We start from the raw sequence: 19,475 nt of genomic DNA, 5'->3' as shown, positions 1-19,475 counted from the left end.
AGCCGCCAGCGACGGCTAGCCGTCGAACGGGTTACGCAGCACGATGGTCTCGTTGCGATCCGGCCCGGTCGAGATGATGTCGATGGGGGTGCCCACCTTCTCTTCCAGGTAGCTGATGTAGGCACGCGCGTTGGCCGGAAGGTCCTCGACGCGCTTGACCCCGAGCGTCGACTCGCTCCAGCCGGGCAGGTCCTCGTAGAGCGGCTCGATCGCCTCGTAGCCTTCGGAATCCACCGGAGTATCGAGCACCTGTCCATCCTTGCTGCGATAGCCCACGCAGACCCGAATGTTCTCAAGGCCATCGAGCACATCCAGCTTGGTCAGGCAGATGCCCGAGACCGAGTTGATCTGCACGGCGTGGCGCAGCGCCACGGCGTCGAACCAGCCACAACGGCGCGGACGGCCAGTGGTGGCACCGAACTCATGGCCACGCTCGGCCAGGTGGCGGCCATGGTCGTCGAACAGTTCGGTGGGGAACGGGCCGGAGCCGACGCGGGTGGTGTAGGCCTTGGTGATGCCCAGCACGTAGTCCAGGTACAGCGGGCCGACACCGGAACCCGTCGCGGTGCCGCCGGCGGTGGTGTTGGAACTGGTCACGAACGGGTAGGTACCGTGATCGATGTCGAGCAGCGAGCCCTGCGCGCCTTCGAACAGGATGTTCTCGCCGGCACGGCGCAGCTCATGCACCAGGCCCACGGTATCGCAGACCATCGGCCGCAACTCTTCGGCCATCTGCATGGCGGAGTCGAGCACTTCCTGGAAATCCACCGGTGCTTCGCCGTGGTAGTTGACCAGCACGAAATTGTGGTAATCCAGCACCTCACCGAGCTTGGAGGCGAAACGCTCGCGATGCTGCATGTCGCCCAGGCGCAGGCCACGACGCGCCACCTTGTCCTCATAGGCCGGGCCGATGCCGCGACCGGTAGTGCCGATCTTGGCGATACCACGCGCCTTCTCACGCGCCTGATCAAGGCGCACATGGTAAGGCAGGATCAGCGGGCAGGCGGGAGACAGGCGCAGGCGCTGGCGCACCGGCACGCCCTTGGCCTCGAGTTCGCGGATCTCCTTGATCAACGCCTCGGGGGATAGCACCACGCCATTACCGATCACGCAGGTCTTGTCGTCACGCAGGATGCCGGAAGGAATCAGGTGCAGGACGGTCTTTTCACCATCGATCACCAAGGTGTGGCCGGCATTGTGGCCACCCTGGAAGCGCACCACCGCTGAAGCGGATTCGGTCAGCAGGTCGACGACCTTGCCCTTGCCTTCGTCACCCCACTGGGTGCCCAGTACGACTACGTTCTTGCCCATTTTCTCTCGTCTCTCTTGACTGGTATTTCCGGCCTGATGTGAGCTCAGTGCCATCGCCCCGCCCATGACTGAAATCGGTTTACGAAAGTTCCACCACATGCCACTGGCCATCGCGTTGCACCAGCTCACGACTGCAACGGTGCTCGTCCGGCCCGGTACGCTGACCCGGCAATGCCTGAACGACACGCTCGCCCCGCTCTCGCAGCGCCATGACGGCGTCGCGTACTCCATCACCTTCGGCCGGCGCCCAGATGCCATCGTCTGGCGGTTCACAAGGTGCCAGGGTGGCCAGCAACTTGAGGTCCATGGAGTAGCCAGTGGCCGGTCGCGCGCGGCCAAATGCACGCCCGGTATCATCGTAGCGCCCGCCCTTGGCCAGCGCCTGGCCGTAACCCGGCACGTAGGCAGCGAACATCATGCCGGTGTGGTACTCATAGCCACGCAGTTCGCCCAGATCGAAGTAGGCCTCGACTTCGGGGTGCGCTGCCATGACACCTTCATGCAAGGCAGACAACTGATCGAGTGCCGCCGCCACGGCAGCCGGCGCCTCGGCAAAGGCATCGCGGGCCGCATCGAGCACATCGGGGCCACCATGCAGGCGACCCAGCGCCATGAACATCTCGGCGAGTGCGGGGTCCGCGACGCTTTCCCCGACCCTCGCGGCAAGCTCACCCGGCGACTTCAGTTCCAGCGCCTCGAACAGCGCGCGCTCCTGATCGTGGCTGAGTTCGGCGGCCTGCACCAGGCTACGATAGATGCCGATATGGCCAAGCGCCAGGTGGACTTCGTTGGCACCAGCGGCAGCGAGGCTGGCCAGCGCCAGGTGCAGGATCTCGAGATCCGCCTCACGGCCGGCGTGGCCGAACAACTCGACGCCGACCTGCACCGGGCTTCTGCCGCCCTGGTGCTGATCGGCGGTGGCACGCAGCACATTGGTGCAGTAGCACAGCCGAACCGGCCCCTGGCGCTTCAGCGAGTGGGCATCCATGCGTGCCACCTGGGGCGTGACATCGGCACTGACGCCCATCATGCGGCCGGTCAACTGGTCGGTGAGCTTGAAGGTCTGCAGCGCCAGGTCGGAGCCGGTACCGGTCAGCAGGGAGTCGAGAAATTCCGCGGGAGGCGGCATCACCTGGTCATAGCCCCAGCGATGGTAGAGGTCGAGCAGCGTTCGGCGCAGCTCTTCCATGCGGCTGGCCTGCGGAGGCAGCACTTCGTCCATGCCGTCGGGCAGTAGCCAGCGGTCAGCGATGGTCATGTAAAAAATCCTGCAAGACAATGAATGGCCAAGGGCGTCGAGTCGATTCGCCGGACGGCGACAAGCGGCGGACGGCCACAAAAAAACCGGGCCACGCCCGGTTGACAGAGTCTATCACGTTTGCCCCCCGGTTGAACCCCGCCAGGGCTGGGGTTCAACCGGTTTGCCGCGTGGCAAGCAATATCACTCGCTGCTGGAGGTCGGGCTTTTCAGGTAGCGGAAGAAGTCGCTGGAAGGATCCAGCACCAGCATGTTGCCGTCACCCGCGAAGCTGTCCCGATAGGCATTCAGGCTGCGCCAGAAGGTATAGAACTCCTGGTCACCCGAGTAGGCTTCGGCGAAGATTGCCGACGCTTCGGCATCGCCTTCACCGCGCAGGGTTTCGGAACGCTCGGTGGCCTGGGCCAGCAGCACCTGGCGGCGCCGGTCGGCGTTGGCACGAATCCGCTCGGACTCTTCCTCACCCTGGGCGCGCCACTCGCGGGCCTCACGCTCACGCTCCGAGCGCATGCGCTCATAGACCGCCGCGGAGACGTCCTCAGGCAGGTCGATGCGCTTGATGCGGATATCGCGAATCGCCACACCCAGTTCGTCACGCATCAGTTGATCGAGCTCTTCGGCCGGACCGGTCATCAGGTCATCACGCCGCTCGGCGATGATCTCCTGCAGGTCAAGGCGGCCGAATTCGTTACGCAGGCTCTCGTCGACCCGCGGCTGAATCAGTCGCGTGGCCATCAGCTCGTCGCCGGCGGTCGCCTCATAGTAGCGGGTCGGATTGATCACCTGCCACTTGACGTAGGAGTCGACGATCACCGCTTTCTGCTCGAGCGTCAGGTAGCGGCTGGTATCGGTATCCAGAGTCAGCAAGCGCGTATCGAACTTGCGAATGGTCTGGGTGATCGGCACCTTCACATGCAAGCCGGGCTGGATGTTCTCTTCGATGACCTCACCGAAGCGCAGCTTCACGGCACGCTCGGTCTCGTCGACCACGTACAGGCTGTTGCTGGCAAGCCACGCCACGGCGGCCAGGCCGCCGACGATGAGCAGGGAACGATTGTTGATCATTTAGCGGCCCTCCCTGCGGATACCACTGGTATTGCTGTTGCCGTTGCTGCTTCCGCTGCCGGAGGTCGACTGGCCGGAACGCAGGCGCTCGAGCACGCGCGGGTCGAGCTCTCCCTGCTCACCCTGGCTGGCACTGCCGGTAGAACCGCTGCCAGCCTGATCCAGCGGGAGATACATCAACGGGCTATCGTCGGCGACATCCACCAGCACCTTGCGGGTACTGCCGAACACGTCGGAGATGGCATCCAGGTAGAGACGCTCACGCATGATCTCAGGTGATTGCTGGTACTGGGTCAGCAGTGCGGTGAAGCGGTTGGCCTGACCACGCGCCTCGGATACCACGGATTCGCGATAACCCTGACCCTGCTCGACCAGACGCTGGGCCTGACCCTGGGCTTCAGGGATGATGGCGTTGGCATAGGCCATGCCCTGGTTGATCGTACGCTGACGATCCTCACGTGCCCGGATCACGTCATCGAAGGCATCGATGACCGGTGCCGGCGCCGAGGTTGACTCGATGTTGATGGTCTGCAGGCGGATACCCGTGCCGTAGCTGTCCAGATAGGACTGCAGGCGGCTGGCCACGGAACTACCGAGAATCTCACGTCCTGACGTCAGGATGTCGATCATGTCGGTGCCACCGACCACGTGACGCAACGAGGAGTCCAGGGCGTTCTCGATGGACAGTTCCGGGCTGCGCACGTTGAGCATGAAGTCGCGCGGGTTGGCGACCTGATACTGGGCGGAAATCTCGACCTCGACGATGTTTTCATCACGCGTCAGCATCGCCTGGGTCTGGGTCAGCGAGCGAACCCGCGTGACATTGACCATGCGCACTTCGTCGATCAGCGGCGGGTTCCAGTGCAGACCCGGGCTGACCACATCCTGGAATTCACCGAAGCGCAGTACCACACCGCGCTCCGACTGATCGACCAGGTAGAAGCCGGAAGCCCCCCAGATCGCCAGCGCCACCACGACCAGCAGGCCAGGCAAGGCGAAGGTGTTGCGCGGCTTGCGACCGCCACCCTTGCCACCGCCATTTCCGCCACGCTTGCCACCGCGGCCACCAAGCATGCCGTTAAGCTTGTCCTGAAACTTTTTCAGGGCCTCATCGAGGTCGGGTGGCCCCTGGTTGCCGCCGCGGTTACCGCCGCCGCCACCATTATTGCCACCTCCATTGCCACTTCCGCCACCGCGTCGGCCACCGCCGCTCCAGGGGTCGTGCTGATTGCCACCACCAGGCTCATTCCAGGCCATTGGTCTTCTCCACTATGCGTTGCTGCCCACCCATGCACGGAGCATCGGTAGGCTTCGGTTGCGATCCTGCAGCGCCCCAGATTACTTGTCGGTGGCGCCTGTCGACCTTGTCGTTATCCTTGCGCCTGCTTCCTGGCCGGTGGAAAGCGGACGGCATTCATTGGGTAGCGCTTCGCCTTATCAAGCACTCGCTGTATCAGTCACTCGCCTTCCCATACAGGACGCTCTTGCAGTTCCTCGGGAAGATAGTCGTCGGCGCGTTCATCGAGCCTGGCCATCAGCTGCAGGAAATCCCGGCGCGGCAGACGCACCTGCAACCGCGTCTCACCATGTTCATCGAAGACTTCCTCGCGCACCGCACCGAGTTCATGCAAGGCGGCGCGCAACCGTCCGTGCTCCGGGGGCAAGCTGAGCGGGAATTCGATGACATCATCGGCCAGCCTCTCGCCGAGCGCCTGGGCCAGAAGGTCGAGACCGCGGCCCTCCTGGGCAGATAGCCAGACGACCTCGGGCCGTCCTTCGCCATCACGCTCGATACGTGGTGCGCTATCCAGCAGGTCGATCTTGTTCATGACCTTGAGTGACGGCACATCCAATGCCCCGATCTCGTCCAGCACCGCCTCGACCTGGGCGACGTTGAGGTCGCGGTCCGGGTCGGCCGCATCGATCACGTGCACCAGAAGCGACGCCTCGGAGGCCTCCTGAAGCGTCGCGCGAAACGCTTCCACCAGCTTGTGTGGCAGATGGCGGATGAACCCGACGGTATCGGCGAGCACCACCGGCCCCACATCCTCGACCTCCAGACGCCGGAGCGTAGGGTCGAGAGTAGCGAAGAGCTGGTCGGCCGCATAGACCTCGGATGACGTGAGGGCGTTGAACAGCGTTGACTTGCCGGCGTTGGTGTAGCCGACCAGCGAGACACTGGGGATTTCCGCCCGGGCACGCGCGCGGCGGTTCTGGCTGCGCTGGCTGCGAACCTTGTCGAGGCGTTTGTGGATCGCCTTGATACGTGCACGCAGCAGGCGGCGGTCGGTCTCGAGCTGAGTTTCACCCGGGCCGCGCAGGCCTATCCCGCCCTTCTGGCGCTCGAGGTGGGTCCAGCCACGTACCAGACGGGTGGACATGTACTCGAGCTGGGCAAGCTCGACCTGCAGCTTGCCCTCATGCGTTCGTGCACGCTGCGCGAAGATATCGAGGATCAAACCGGTACGATCAAGCACGCGGCACTTCAAGGCGCGCTCGATATTGCGTTCCTGCGAGGGGCTCAAGGCGTGATTGAAGATCACCAGCTCAGCGCCATGGGCGGCAAGAGCCTCGCGCACCTCCTCCATCTTGCCGGAACCCACGAACGTGCGCGGGTCCGGCCGATTGCGACTGGCGGTCAGCAGGGTTGCCGGCTCGGCACCGGCGGAGCGCACGAGCTCGAGCAGTTCGCCCGGGTCTTCGCGCTCCTGTTCGTCCTGGAAATCGACATGGACGAGTACCGCCGTTTCACCGGCGTCGGGACGTTCAAAAAACAATCAGTACCTCACTGGCCTTCTTGCGGGGCCGCAGGATCCTGGGGCGGCAGGCGCACGTTGCGCGACGGCACCACGGTGGAAATCGCGTGCTTGTAGACCATCTGACTGACGGTGTTGCGCAGCAGAATGACGAACTGATCGAACGACTCGATCTGTCCCTGCAGCTTGATGCCGTTGACCAGGAAAATCGATACCGGAATGCGCTCCTTGCGCAGGATGTTCAGGTACGGGTCTTGAAGGGACTGCCCTTTGGACATGTTGCTCTCCCTGAAATTGTCTCTGGGGGTTTATGTTGTTGCGACGACGCTGCATGAATCGGGCGCACCGCCTACTGAAGGGGCCTGGCCATCCGGCCTCCGAAAAGCCATATCTTACGCTAACTACCGAATTCGCGCACCAGTTTCAGCACCCTGTCCATCGGGTCGCGGTTCTCGCTGTCGACCCATTCGAGCCCTGTCCAGCCGCGCATCCAGGTCAGTTGCCGCTTGGCCAGTTGCCGAGTGGCGATGATCCCTCGCTGCACCAGTGCCTGGCGGTCGAACTCGCCATCCAGATACTCCCAGACCTGACGATAGCCGACGCTTTTCATGGAGGGTAGCTCGGCATGCAGGTCGTCACGCGCCTTAAGCGCCGCCACTTCCTCGACCAGGCCAGTGGCCAGCATCAGCTCGAAGCGCCGTGCGATACGCTCGTGCAACACCGCACGGTCACCAGGCGCGAGCCCTATCGACAGCGTACGCCAGGGAAAGGTTTCCGGCCGTTGCTCGCCCCACAACTCGCTGAGCGTTCGTCCGCTGATCCGATAGACCTCGAGCGCGCGCATCAACCGCTGCGGGTCGGTGGGATGGATGCGTGCAGCGGCCTCGGGGTCTATCCTCGCCAGTTGCTCATGAAGCCCGGCAAGCCCTTGTTGGCGGGATTCCTGCTCGAGCTCGGCGCGAACGACAGGGTCGGCCGACGGCAGATTGGCGACACCGAACAAGAGTTGCTTGAGATACATCATGGTGCCACCGACCAGCAGCGGTACCTTTCCCCCTGCGCTGATCTGTCGCATCTCGGCCAGGGCATCCTCACGGAAATCGGCCGCCGAATACGGATCGGCCGGATCGCGGATATCGATCAACCGATGAGGCGCACGAGCAAGTTCCGCCGCACTGGGCTTGGCGCTGCCGATATCCATGCCCCGGTAGACCATGGCAGAATCGACGCTGATCAGCTCCAGGCCGAGGCGCTCGTGCAGTTCGATGGCAAGATCCGTCTTGCCGGCCGCTGTGGGGCCCATCAGCAGGATGGCGGGGGGACGTGTGTCTGCTGGCATGGCGTATCAACGACTCCTTTCGGTCAACCTCATTGCTCTCACTTGAGGAGCTTGCTTGGGGAGAGGCTTCCGCGAGGGCGCTGTAAACCCTTCCCTGGGCGCTACTTTTTCCTTCCCTGGAAAAAGACCCTCGCTGCACCCTCCCCCCAACGCTCCTCGCAAGGCTGGTAGCCGGTACATGAGAGCTTATTGGCCACGCAGGAACAGCTTGTCCAGCTCCTTCATGCTCATCTCTGTCCAGGTGGGCCGTCCATGGTTGCACTGGCCGCTTCGCTCGGTGCGTTCCATGTCGCGAAGCAAGGCGTTCATCTCCTCCAGTGTCAGCCGCCGGTTGGCACGCACGCTGCCGTGACACGCCATGGTCGAGAGCAACTCATTGATGTGCGCCTCGAGGCGGTCGGAGCGCCCGTAGCGCTCCAGGTCCGCCAGCATGTCGCGTATCAACGGTTCGACATCGGCATCTGCCAGAAGCGTCGGCAACTGACGCACCAGAAGAGTCTCGGGGCCCGCCACGTCGAGTTCGACACCGAAACGCACGAAGGCTTCCCGCTCGCTTTCAGCGGTGGCCACCTCGGCGGGGCTTGCCGCCAGTGACACCGGCACCAGTAGCGGCTGTGCATCCAGCGCACCACCATGCACCTGGGTCTTCATGCGTTCGTAGACGATTCGCTCGTGAGCGGCATGCATGTCCACCAGGATCATCCCGCGCTCGCTCTGGGAGACGATGTAGACCCCATGCAGCTGGGCCACCGCATAGCCAAGCGGCGGCGCACGGGTATCGTCGTGCTGTGCCAGTGGCGGCCGTGCCGCCCTCGCCTGGCTGGCCAGCGCTCGCTCCTGCAGGGCAATGCCCGCTGCCGCCCCGCCAGTGGAATTTCCCCCAGAGCCCGGTTCCGAAGGAGCCGGCTGAGGCGTGAGAAGCTGCTCCTCGTGATTCGGGTGGAGGTTGCGATAGCCATCTATGAAGGCACGCACGCGATCCGGCGTGACACGACCACGCTCTTCACGACCGGGCAGCGACATCGGTTGCTGTTGCCAGCGCCCGGCGTTCTCCGCCACGCCCGGGGCGACGTCTCGCACTTCGCCTGTGTCTGGGTGCACTGGCGACGCTGTTTCAGCGTCTTGCGTCGGCCCTGTTTGTGTCGGTCCCGTTTGTGTCGGCCCAGCCTGGGCGCCAGCCCGGCTCTCGCCTAACGCCCTGTGCAGGCTCGAAAACAGGAAGTCATGGACCATGCGGCCATCACGGAAACGCACTTCATGCTTGGTCGGGTGAACATTGACATCCACCACACTCGGGTCGACCTCGAGGTAGAGCACGAACACCGGATGGCGACCGTGGAAAAGTACGTCGCGGTAAGCCTGGCGAATGGCGTGGGCCACCAGCCGGTCGCGGACTACTCGGCCATTGACGAAAAAGTACTGCTGGTCGGCCTGGGCACGCGAATGCGTGGGCAGGCCCACCCAGCCCCACAGGCGCAGGCCGGAGGCTTCGATGTCGAGATGCAAGGCGTGCTCGAGAAACGCCTTGCCGAGCAGTGAGCTGATGCGGCGCTCGCGTGCTACCGAGTCGTCACCGGCCTTGAGCTGGTGCAGGGTCTTCTGGTTGTGCCGCAGAGTCCAGCCGATATCGAACCGCGATAGCGCCTGGCGCCTGAAGGCCTCTTCCACATGGCCGAACTCGGTCTTCTCGGTGCGCAGGAACTTGCGCCGTGCCGGCGTATTGAAGAACAGGTCGCGCACCGTCACCGAAGTGCCACGCGGATGCGGCGCCGGTGACACCCGCGGCTCCATCTGACGCCCCTCGGCCACCACTCGCCAACCCTCGGTGGGGTCTTCGGAGGTGTTGGAGGAAAGCTCGAGGCGGGATACGGAACTGATCGATGCCAACGCCTCGCCGCGAAACCCGAGGCTTGCCACCCCTTCGAGCTCCTCAAGGGAGAGGATCTTGCTGGTGGCATGGCGCGACAGGGCCAGCGGAAGATCCTCCTCGCCGATGCCACTGCCGTCGTCGCGCACCCGGATCAACCGGGCGCCACCGGACTCGAGCTCTACCTCGATGCGCCGGCTGCCGGCGTCGATGGCGTTCTCGACCAGTTCCTTGACCACGGAAGCGGGGCGCTCCACCACTTCACCGGCGGCGATCTGGTTGGCAAGCCTTGGATCGAGGACGCGTATTCTTCGATGTGCCGTCATATCGCTCCACTGAAGCGGGAAGCTGGAAGGAAGCCGGCACCTTGGGGGCAAGCTTCCAGGAGCGAAGCGACGCTCTTCAAGCTTCCAGCTTCAGACTTATGTTCGGGGTATCCGCAGCACTTGACCCACGCGGATAACATCGCCATTGATCTCGTTGGCCTGCTTGAGCTGCGCTACCGGGACACCATGGCGGGCGGCGATCTCGGAGAGAGTATCGCCCGGCTTGATGCGATACTCGTTGCCATCGGTGTTGCGGTTGTTGTCGCGCTGCCAGGCCAGCAGGCTGGCGGGCGGGGGGTTCCGCCGGAAATGATCGCGCAGCCCGTCGTGTATCGCCTGGGCCAGCCCTTGCTGGTGCGCGCCATTACGCAGCCGGCGCTCCTCGTCAGGGTTGGAGATGAAGCCGGTCTCGATCAGCAGCGACGGGATGTCCGGCGACTTGAGCACCATGAAGCCAGCTTGTTCGACCCGTGACTTGTGCAGGCGATTGATCCGCCCCAACTGGTCGAGCACTTGCCCACCGATCGTCAATGAGTCATTGAGCGTGGCGGTCATGGTCAGGTCCAGCAACACACCACGCAGCACTTCGTCCTTGTCGTCCAGGGAGATGCCATCGACACCACCAATCAGGTCGGCCTTGTTCTCACTCGCCGCCAGCCACTGCGCGGTCTCTGAAGTGGCGCCGCGCTGCGACAGCGCGTAGACCGAGCTGCCGTTGGGTCGCGGGCTGTTGAAGGCGTCGGCATGAATCGAGACGAAGAAATCGGCCTTCTGTTCGCGAGCGATCTGGGTCCGCTGGCGCAGGCCGATGTAGTAGTCGCCGTCGCGAATCATCACCGCGCGAAACCCGTCGGTGCCATCGACCAGACGCTGCAGCCGTCGGGAGATCTCCAGCACCACGTCCTTTTCGCGGGTGCCCGAGGGGCCGATAGCGCCAGGATCCTCGCCGCCATGACCGGCGTCGATGGCGATGATGATGTCACGCTTGGGGTGCGGCTGGGCCTGCTGCAGCGACACGGCGGGTTCCGGCTCCACATCCGTCGCATCGGACTGGGCCATGGCCCGGTCGGCGGCAATCTCTTGTTCGCGGATCATCGCCTCGATCGGATCGATGGGATTCTCCACGGCACTTTCGCCCGGGTACTCGAGGTCCACCACCAGGCGGTGGCCGTACTGGTCGTTGGGGGCCAGGGTGAAATGTCGAGGTTCCACCTCGCGCTTGAGCTCAAGCACTACGCGCAGGCCATTGCCATCACGCACCCCTGTGCGCACTTCGCTGATGGCGCTTCCCGACAGGTCGAGGCTTGCGATATCCGCCGCCATGCGGCTGTCATCCAGATCGATGACCAGGCGGCGCGGATTGTCGAGGCCGAATACCGAGGCCTGGGTAGGCGAGGCGAGATCGAACACCAGCCGGGCGTGGTCGGGGGCGGCCCACAGGCGCATGTTGTCGACCTGTCCCGCCTGGAGGGACGTCGATGTCACCAGCAGGCAGCTTGTCACCAGTACACACCGAGCCATTATCAGGCACCGGTCAAGCAGGCGAGCCATCATGGCATCACCCCGCGCCCGGAATGCGTCGCCTCGTCGAGCAGGTCACCCACGGCCCGCATGGCCTCGAGGCGCACCAGCACCTCACGGCCGTGTTCGCTTGCCGCCTCGAGACGCGCGCGGCGCCCGGGAATACCCTGTTCAGGCATGCTCAGGGTAATGCTCAGGTCAGGCTCCGGTAGCCAGCCTTCGCCACGCTCGGGCCATTCGATGATGCACAGGGCATCCTCGGCCAACAGGTCACGTCCACCGATGAATTCGAGCTCCTCCGCATCTCCCAGGCGATAGAGGTCGAAATGGTGGACGCGCACATTGGCCAGCTCATAGGGCTCGACCAGGGTGTAGGTGGGGCTCTTCACCGCGCCCTGGTAGCCGTAGGCACGCAGGATACCGCGCGCGAGGGTGGTCTTGCCGGCACCCAGTTCACCCTCCAGCGTGACGAGCCCTTTACCGTCCAGGGCCTGCCCCAGGCATTCGCCCAGCAGCACCTGGCGGGCTTCATCATCGAGTCGCAGCAGCATCTTTCTCGCCCATCGTCGGGTTGACCAATTTTCGCGCATAGGATGCCAGATCGCCGGCCAGCAAGCCACGCTCGCCGGCCTCACGCGCAGCCATATCGGCGGCCTTGGCATGTACCATCACGCCCAACCATGCGGACAACTCCATTGGGATGCGCTGGGCCACCAACGCACCCAGCATACCGGAAAGGACATCGCCCATGCCGCCGCTGGCCATGCCGGGGTTGCCATACGGGCAGACCACCACCCCCGACGGCCCCGATACCAGGCTGCCAGCCCCCTTGAGGATCACCACCCCGCCACGCCGCTTGGCGACGGCTTGCACCGCCGCCGGGCGATCGGCCTCGACCTCGGCCACGCTGATCCCGAGCAACCGCGCCGCTTCACCAGGATGCGGCGTGAGAATCCAGTCGTCGCGCTTGAGAGCGGGATAGTGACTGGCCAGCAGGTTGAGGCCATCAGCATCTACCACCAGCGGCCTTCCCGCCTGGAGGGCCACCTGCAGCACTCCCTGCCCCCAACTGCCCTGACCGAGCCCCGGGCCCACCACCAGCACCTCGGCCCGACCCAGCAATTCGCCAAGATCGCTTGCCCCTCTCACGCCATAGGCCATCACTTCCGGGCGGCGAACCAGGCTTGCCGTAACGTGCTCGGGCGCGGTGGCAAGGCTGATCTTGCCGGCGCCCAGCCTGGCACAAGCTTCAGCCGCCAGCAGCGCGGCACCGCCGAACCCCGGCGCGCCCCCCAGAATCATGGCATGGCCGACATCTCCCTTGTGGGTATTGCGCGAACGCGGCGGGAAGTGCCGTGCCAGCCACCTGGCGTCGAGTTGCCAGGCAAGGGGAGGCAGGTCGCCATGGGCCCCGGCGTCGACCCCCAAGGGGTCGAAAATGAGTGTGCCGACATGCTCGGTGGCGGCACCGGTATGCAACCCGAGCTTGTCGGCGATGAAGGTCACCGTGGTGGTAGCACGCACCGCCTCGCCCAGCACGGCGCCGCTATCGGCATGCAGCCCGGAAGGGATATCGATGCCCAGCACCGGCTTGCCCGAGGCATTGATCTCGGCAATCGCCTCGCTGAAAGCGCCGCGCACCTTGCCGGTAAGCCCGGTGCCCAGCAGCGCATCGACCAGCAGTTCGCCACGCAGTGCCATGCCCGGCCGCCAGGGCTCGGCCTCCACTCCCGCAGCGCTCGCCATCTCGGCGGCACGCCGGGCATCGCCGCTGAGTTCGTCCACGGGTTTCAACACGACCCACTGCACGTCAAGGCCCTCGGCGGCGGCCAGGGCGGCCAGCACATGGCCATCTCCGCCGTTGTTACCGCCCCCGCACAAGACCGCCAGCGAGTGTACGTCAGGCCAGGTATCGCGCACCGCCCGAAACGCCGCGGAGGCGGCGCGTTGCATCAATGCGAACCCCGCCATGCCCGCGGCAATGGTGCGGCGATCGAGTTCGCGCACCTGGTCGGCACCATACAATGGGTGGAGCGCGGTGCATTGCGGACTTGCTGCTTCGTTGGCCATCCGGTGTCTCCCGGGACGCGGTTGCTTTACCATGTTAGGCACTAATGATGAACTGGCGAAACACGTTGAAAGTTTATCTCAGCCCACACCCAGATCATTTCGATGCAAGACCGAGTGTGTAAGCAACTTCCCGCCTCGCCAAGTACAGGCCCAGGCATTTACGTGGTTTTTTCTCGATCATGACGGTTCATTCGCCATTTACTGACAGCGCCGATGCCAACGAGATAGGTGCTGATGTCACTCGACCCGGCAATGCACCGGATCTCACTGCGCTTGCGCAGCGAATCAAGACCTGGGGGCGCGAGCTGGGGTTTCAGCAGGTCGGCATTACCGATGTCGACTTGAGGGAAGACGAGGCGCATCTGCAGCGCTGGCTGGACGCGGGTCACCATGGCGAGATGGGCTTCATGGCCAAGCATGGCACCAAGCGCACCCGCCCAGCGGAACTCGAACCCGGCACCCTGCGGGTGATCAGCGTGCGCCTCGATTACCTGCCTGCCGAAGTGGAAACCACCAAGGTACTGGGTCAACCGGAGCGTGCCTATGTCTCGCGCTACGCCACCGGGCGCGACTACCACAAGCTGATGCGCAAGCGCCTGGCCAGGCTCGCCCGGCAGATCGAGGCCGAGGTGGGCCCCATCGGCTACCGCGCCTTCGTGGATTCCGCACCGGTGATGGAGCGCGCATTGGCCCGCAAGGCGGGGCTTGGCTGGTTCGGCAAGAATGCCATGCTGCTCAACCCCAAAGCCGGCTCGCTGTTCTTCCTCGGCGAGCTCTACACCGACCTGCCGCTGCCGGTGGACCCACCCTTCGAAGGCGACCATTGCGGCAGTTGCAGCGCCTGTCGAAGTGCCTGCCCCACCGATGCCATCGTCGAGGATCGGGTGGTGGATGCCAGGCGTTGCATCTCCTACCTGACCATCGAACTGCACGGCAGCATCCCCGAGGAATTCCGCGAGGCAATGGGCAACCGGGTATTCGGCTGCGATGACTGCCAGCTGGTGTGCCCGTTCACGCGCTTCACGCGCATTTCCGCCGAGGCCGATTTCGCCCCGCGCCATGACCTGGACCGCGCCAGCCTGCTGTCACTGTTCGCGTGGAGCGAAGAGGAGTTCCTCGCCAAGACCGCCGGCAGCCCGATTCGCCGCATCGGGTATGCGCGCTGGTTACGCAACCTCGCCGTGGGGCTTGGCAACGCGCCCTGGAGCGAGGCGGTGGAAGCGGCGCTGATGGCACGCCTGCCCTACCCTTCGGCGCTTGTCCGCGAGCACGTGCGCTGGGCACTGGCCCGCCAGCGAGACAAACGCCAGCGGATGATTGCCGTGAGTCGTGAGTCGTGAGTCGTGAGTCGTGCGCAGGATCACTCCTCCTCGTCGCTCTCACGCTCCGTCAGGCGCAGGAACGTCTCGCGATAGTGGGCGAGCTCGGCGATCGACTCCTTGATGTCGTCCATGGCCAGGTGCACGTTGCGCTTCTCGAAGCCGGCAAGGGCGCCAGGATTCCAGCGCTTGGCCAACTCCTTGAGTGTCGATACGTCCAGATTGCGATAGTGGAAGAACCCCAGTAGACCCGGCATCTCGCGTTCCAGGAAGCGCCGATCCTGGTGCACGCTGTTGCCGCACATCGGCGACGTGCCAGGATCGACATGGGCCATCAGAAACTCGAGGGTCAGGCGTTCGGCCTCGGCGGTCTCCACCGTGCTCTCCCTGACGCGCTTGACCAGGCCGGAACCGCCATGGGTTTTCTGATTCCAGTCGTCCATGGCCTCTAGCAGGCCGTCGGGCTGGTGCACGGCGATCACCGGCCCCTCGGCGACCAGGTTGAGGTCGTTGTCGGTGATCAGGGTGGCGACTTCGATGATGCGCTCGCGATTGGGGTCGAGCCCGGTCATCTCCAGGTCGATCCACACCAGGCGATTCTTGCGTGGGTCCTGCTGTGATGTGTTGGCGGTATCGTTCACGGTGGGCTCCTGAGGGTACAATACCCCCATTGTATCGACCATCGGGCCCCCATGACCAAACGCAAGTTGAGCCGCCAGCAACGCTGGCGTGTCGAGAAGGTTCAGGCGGAGCGCGCCGCGCGCGCCGCAAGAAAGGATTCCCAGGACAGCGAAAAGCTGGCGGCCGGTGAATACGGACCTGAGCGTCCTGGCCGAGTGATCGCTCACTTCGGCCGCACGCTGGACGTGCGACCCGATGGCGCCGAGACACCGGTGCGCTGCCACTTGCGCGCCAATCTCGAAGGGTTGGTCACCGGCGACCGGGTGATCTGGCGGGGGCGCGAGGATGCCATGGGAGCGCTGGTCGAGGGCGTGGTGGTCGCTCGTGGGGATCGCGACAGCGTGCTCGAGCGTCCTGACGCGCGTGGCCAGCTCAAGCCGGTGGCGGCCAATATCGACCAGTTGCTGATCGTCTTCGCCGTGGAACCCGCCCCCCATGCCAACCTGATCGACCGTTATCTGGTGGCCGCCGAAGCCACCGGCATCGCGCCGGTCCTGGTGCTCAACAAGATCGACCTGCTGCCGGATGCCGGCGGCGAGCTTCGCGATCTGCTCGGGCGCTACGAAGCACTCGGCTACCCCGTGGTGGCAAGCACCACCGCGGGGGAAGCGGGCCTCGATGCGCTCCATGCGCGCCTGGCCGGGCGCACCTCGGTATTCGTCGGCCAGAGCGGGGTCGGCAAGTCGTCGCTGATCGACCGCCTGTTGCCCGATGAGGAACTGCGCATCGGCGAGTTGTCCAAGGATTCGCGCAAGGGCACCCACACCACCACCACGGCCAAGCTCTACGCGCTGCCCAACGCCGATGGCGCCGAATTGATCGACTCGCCCGGCATCCGCGAATTCGGCCTGATCCATCTCGACGAGCAGCAGGTTGCCGAGGGATTCATCGAGTTTCGTGAGCTGCTCGGCCATTGCCGATTCCGCGATTGCCGCCACCGCCAGGAACCGGGTTGCGCACTGCTCGAAGCCGTGGAGCGTGGCGAGGTGCATGCCGAACGCTTTGCCAGCTACCGCCGTATCGTCGACACTCTCTGCGAGTCCTGAGCGACGAAACCTGAGACGCACACCCCCGCCTGGCAGCAGGCGAGCCAGCCCCGTTCGAGGAGATTTCCATGAGCTCAGAAGATAACTTACTGCCGCTGATCGTCGAGCCTGAACAGCTCGTCGAGCACCTTGATGAGCCGACGCTGTTGATCATCGATGTGCCGCTGAAGGCGGACAGCTACGCGACAGGCCACGTTCCCGGCGCCATCTTCCTGGACCATCGCCTGCTGATGCGCGGCGAGGGTGATGTCCCCAGCCGCGAGCCCACCGAAGAAGCGCTTTCGCAACTGTTCAGCTCGCTTGGCCTGACCCGTGACACCCACGTGGTGGCATACGACGACGAAGGTGGTGGCTGGGCGGGCCGCCTGCTGTGGACCCTGGAACTGATCGGCCACACCCGCTACTCCTACCTGAATGGCGGCATTCATGCCTGGCGCGATGCCGGTCTTGCCACCTCCAGCGAGGCCACCTCGCCCTCCCCCAGCGACTATCAGGCGGAGATCCTGCACCCCGAGGTGTTGATCAACCGCCAGGAAATCAACGAGCGGCTGGGCGAGAAAGGCTTCGCGGTGTGGGATGCCCGCTCACCCGCCGAGTATCGTGGCGAGAAGGGCGAGAACAAGCGATTGGGGCATATCCCCGGTGCGGTCAATATGGAGTGGACCGACGCCATGGATCGCGATCGCTCCCTGCGCATTCGGGACTACGCCGAGCTGATCACCGAGCTCGAAGCCTTGGGGCTGACACCCGACATGGAAGTGGTGACCCACTGCCAGACCCATCACCGCAGCGGCTTCACCTGGCTGGTGGGGCGCGCACTGGGCTTCGACAAGATGCGTGGTTATGCCGGCTCCTGGAAGGAGTGGGGCAACCGCGACGATACACCGGTGGAAAAGTGATCCGACCAGTGATCTTCGACATGCTCAACGAGACGAGACCTTCGTGACCCCAGCCAAGCTGTTTTCCGTGATCCAGTACCCGATTCCCCACCACCTGCTCTCGCGGCTGGTGGGGCAATTGGCCCAGTGCCGCCAGCCATGGCTCAAGAACGCCCTGATTCAGGCCTTCATCAAGCGGTTCGAGGTCGATATGGACGAGGCCGCCGAACCCGACCCGACGGCTTACGCGAGCTTCAATGATTTCTTCACCCGGGCGCTGGAGGACGACGCTCGCCCGATCGGCGAGGGAGTGGTCAGTCCCGCCGATGGCACCCTCTCGCAGTTCGGCGCCATCGAGGCCGGCCAGTTGCTCCAGGCCAAGGGCCACCGCTTTTCGGCCATGGAACTGCTGGGCGGGGATGGCGAGGCGGCCAGGCGCTATCTCGGCGGCAGCTTCGCCACCGTCTACCTGTCACCGCGCGACTACCACCGTGTCCACATGCCTGTCGCGGGCACGCTCACCGAGATGGTCTACGTGCCTGGCCGGCTGTTCTCGGTCAACGCCGCCACCACCGAGCATGTCCCCAACCTGTTCGCCCGCAACGAACGGCTGGTCTGTCATTTCGATACCGAGCATGGCCCCATGGTGATGGTGCTGGTCGGCGCGATGATCGTCGCGGCCATCGAAACGGTGTGGGCCGGTCAGATCACCCCGCTTGCAGGCGACGTGCAGCGCGTGCGCTTCGATACGCCGGTACATCTCGACAAGGGCGCGGAAATGGGCCGCTTCAAGCTCGGCTCCACCGTGGTGATGGCGTTCGCCACCCCGCTGACCGTGACCGAGCATATCGTGCCCGGCGCCAAGGTGCGGATGGGGCAGTCACTGGGAGCGTTCAGCGCAGCATGACGCCTAGCGAGGGCCCCTAGCGAGGGCGCCGGGGACAGGCCGAAAAGGGGGTCTTTCCCTTAGTAGTATTGAGTCAAAGCACCTAACAACGCGGCGTGGCGAAGGCCATCACCTCCGCCACGCTGGCCTTGCCAAGTGCCAACTGAATAAGCCGATCCAGGCCCAGCGCCACCCCGCTGCCCTTCGGCATGCCGGCTTCCAGGGCCGCCAGCAATCTCTCATCCACATCCACCTCGGGCAGGCCCAGCGCACGTCGTGACGCGTTGTCTTCGGTGAACCGCTGGCGCTGCTCGGCGGCGTCGGTCAGCTCGTCATAGCCATTGGCCAATTCCATCCCCGACAGATACAGCTCGAATCGCGACGCGACCCATTCGCCATCCTCGCTGTCCTGATGGCGGCGGGCCAGCGCCGCCTGGCTGGCGGGATAATCCACCACCACGTCGATTCCTTCATGCCCAAGGGTCGGCTCGATGGCAAGGCTCATCAACAGGTCCAGGCAGTCGTCACGGCTGGCGTCATCCATCTCAAGCCCGCCCCGCTCACTGGCCAGGGAACGTATCTCCGAGAGCGCGGTGGTAAAAGGGTCGATCGACAGAATGTCGCGAAACAGCTCACGGTAGCGGCATCGGCGTAACGGCCCCGGGTCGCGCCCGAGAACGTCACCGACCAGGGCAGAGGTCTCCTCGATCAATGCCGGCAGGGGCATGCCCGGGCGATACCACTCCAGCATGGTGAATTCGATATTGTGGCGACGCCCCACTTCGCCATCGCGAAAACTGCGCGCCAACTGGAAGATCGGGCCGCTACCGGCGGCCAGCAGCCGCTTCATGTGGAATTCGGGCGACGTCTGCAGCCACAGACGCTCACGCCCGGCGGGGGTGGCCGCCTGGGTCGACAGCGAGGCGAGGTGAACATCGCTGCTGCCGCCATGGCCAAGCACCGGGGTCTCCACCTCGAGTACATCACGTGCGGCGAAGAAGGCACGCACCACGGCCAGCAGCCGGGCGCGCTCGCGCAGGGTCTCGATGGATGCCGTAGGGCGCCAGTCAGTTTCCATAAGGTGCGTTCTCCACAACGACAGAAGGTCACGCCATAAGCGTGACCTTCATTGCGCTGAACCGGACGCGGCTT

The 19,475-nt window shown here is 64.5% G+C and carries 17 protein-coding genes; 4 read left to right on the top strand and 13 right to left on the bottom strand.

The window, feature by feature from the left end:
• Positions 1–15 precede the first annotated feature (15 nt).
• The 11 genes from C6V82_RS02450 to C6V82_RS02400 all read right to left on the bottom strand — a co-directional run bounded on the left by C6V82_RS02450 (position 16) and on the right by C6V82_RS02400 (position 13,513).
• A complete protein-coding gene (locus C6V82_RS02450; protein WP_102589300.1) occupies positions 16–1,311 on the bottom strand; it encodes an adenylosuccinate synthase in 1,296 nt (431 codons plus the stop codon).
• 79 nt (positions 1,312–1,390) lie between these two features.
• Entirely contained in the window at positions 1,391–2,569 is a 1,179-nt protein-coding gene (locus tag C6V82_RS02445) for an ATP phosphoribosyltransferase regulatory subunit (RefSeq protein ID WP_102589299.1), read from the bottom strand.
• 183 nt (positions 2,570–2,752) lie between these two features.
• Positions 2,753–3,634, bottom strand: coding sequence for a protease modulator HflC (hflC, locus tag C6V82_RS02440; RefSeq protein ID WP_102589298.1), 882 nt, complete (start codon positions 3,632–3,634; stop codon positions 2,753–2,755).
• Positions 3,635–4,891, bottom strand: coding sequence for an FtsH protease activity modulator HflK (gene hflK / locus C6V82_RS02435; RefSeq protein ID WP_102589297.1), 1,257 nt, complete (start codon positions 4,889–4,891; stop codon positions 3,635–3,637).
• 200 nt (positions 4,892–5,091) lie between these two features.
• Positions 5,092–6,411, bottom strand: a complete 1,320-nt coding sequence (hflX, locus tag C6V82_RS02430) for a ribosome rescue GTPase HflX (protein ID WP_102589296.1) — start codon at positions 6,409–6,411, stop codon at positions 5,092–5,094.
• 8 nt (positions 6,412–6,419) lie between these two features.
• On the bottom strand, positions 6,420–6,668 hold the full coding sequence (hfq, locus tag C6V82_RS02425; protein ID WP_102589295.1) for an RNA chaperone Hfq: 249 nt from the start codon (positions 6,666–6,668) through the stop codon (positions 6,420–6,422).
• Between the two features lie 119 nt (positions 6,669–6,787).
• A complete protein-coding gene (gene miaA / locus C6V82_RS02420) occupies positions 6,788–7,729 on the bottom strand; it encodes a tRNA (adenosine(37)-N6)-dimethylallyltransferase MiaA (protein ID WP_102589294.1) in 942 nt (313 codons plus the stop codon).
• Between the two features lie 186 nt (positions 7,730–7,915).
• Positions 7,916–9,922 (bottom strand): DNA mismatch repair endonuclease MutL, encoded by a 2,007-nt coding sequence (mutL, locus tag C6V82_RS02415; protein WP_102589293.1) that lies wholly within the window; start codon positions 9,920–9,922, stop codon positions 7,916–7,918.
• A gap of 96 nt (positions 9,923–10,018) precedes the next feature.
• Positions 10,019–11,443 (bottom strand): N-acetylmuramoyl-L-alanine amidase, encoded by a 1,425-nt coding sequence (locus C6V82_RS02410; protein ID WP_102589703.1) that lies wholly within the window; start codon positions 11,441–11,443, stop codon positions 10,019–10,021.
• Positions 11,444–11,472: 29 nt separating this feature from the next.
• Positions 11,473–11,994, bottom strand: coding sequence for a tRNA (adenosine(37)-N6)-threonylcarbamoyltransferase complex ATPase subunit type 1 TsaE (gene tsaE / locus C6V82_RS02405; RefSeq protein WP_102589292.1), 522 nt, complete (start codon positions 11,992–11,994; stop codon positions 11,473–11,475).
• Positions 11,975–13,513, bottom strand: a complete 1,539-nt coding sequence (locus C6V82_RS02400) for an NAD(P)H-hydrate dehydratase (protein ID WP_102589291.1) — start codon at positions 13,511–13,513, stop codon at positions 11,975–11,977. Before C6V82_RS02400 ends, tsaE begins: the two co-directional genes overlap by 20 nt.
• Before the next feature lie 179 nt (positions 13,514–13,692).
• Between C6V82_RS02400 and queG the strand changes: the two genes are divergently transcribed.
• Positions 13,693–14,853, top strand: coding sequence for a tRNA epoxyqueuosine(34) reductase QueG (gene queG / locus C6V82_RS02395; protein WP_102589290.1), 1,161 nt, complete (start codon positions 13,693–13,695; stop codon positions 14,851–14,853).
• Positions 14,854–14,873: 20 nt separating this feature from the next.
• On the opposite strand, the gene orn is transcribed toward queG, so the two are convergent.
• The gene (gene orn / locus C6V82_RS02390; RefSeq protein ID WP_268248429.1) at positions 14,874–15,473 is read right to left on the bottom strand and encodes an oligoribonuclease; all 600 of its coding nucleotides are present in this window, start codon (positions 15,471–15,473) and stop codon (positions 14,874–14,876) included.
• 51 nt (positions 15,474–15,524) lie between these two features.
• Here orn and rsgA point away from each other — a divergent pair, with 51 nt between their 5' ends.
• The 3 genes from rsgA (at position 15,525) to asd (ending at position 18,344) form a co-directional block, all read left to right on the top strand.
• Positions 15,525–16,559: a small ribosomal subunit biogenesis GTPase RsgA gene (gene rsgA, locus C6V82_RS02385; RefSeq protein WP_102589289.1), complete on the top strand. Its 1,035-nt coding sequence runs from the start codon at positions 15,525–15,527 to the stop codon at positions 16,557–16,559.
• Between the two features lie 68 nt (positions 16,560–16,627).
• Positions 16,628–17,458 (top strand): sulfurtransferase, encoded by an 831-nt coding sequence (locus C6V82_RS02380; RefSeq protein ID WP_102589288.1) that lies wholly within the window; start codon positions 16,628–16,630, stop codon positions 17,456–17,458.
• A 43-nt stretch (positions 17,459–17,501) separates the two neighbouring features.
• Positions 17,502–18,344: an archaetidylserine decarboxylase gene (asd, locus tag C6V82_RS02375; RefSeq protein ID WP_229843065.1), complete on the top strand. Its 843-nt coding sequence runs from the start codon at positions 17,502–17,504 to the stop codon at positions 18,342–18,344.
• A gap of 82 nt (positions 18,345–18,426) precedes the next feature.
• Here asd and epmA read toward each other — a convergent pair whose 3' ends face one another.
• On the bottom strand, positions 18,427–19,401 hold the full coding sequence (epmA, locus tag C6V82_RS02370) for an EF-P lysine aminoacylase EpmA (protein ID WP_102589286.1): 975 nt from the start codon (positions 19,399–19,401) through the stop codon (positions 18,427–18,429).
• Positions 19,402–19,475 lie beyond the last annotated feature (74 nt).

The organism is Halomonas urumqiensis (assembly GCF_003028575.1).
Taxonomy (GTDB): domain Bacteria; phylum Pseudomonadota; class Gammaproteobacteria; order Pseudomonadales; family Halomonadaceae; genus Halomonas; species Halomonas urumqiensis.
The sequence above is the reverse complement of the archived record's forward strand: the minus strand, read 5'-3'. Positions and strand labels throughout refer to the sequence as shown.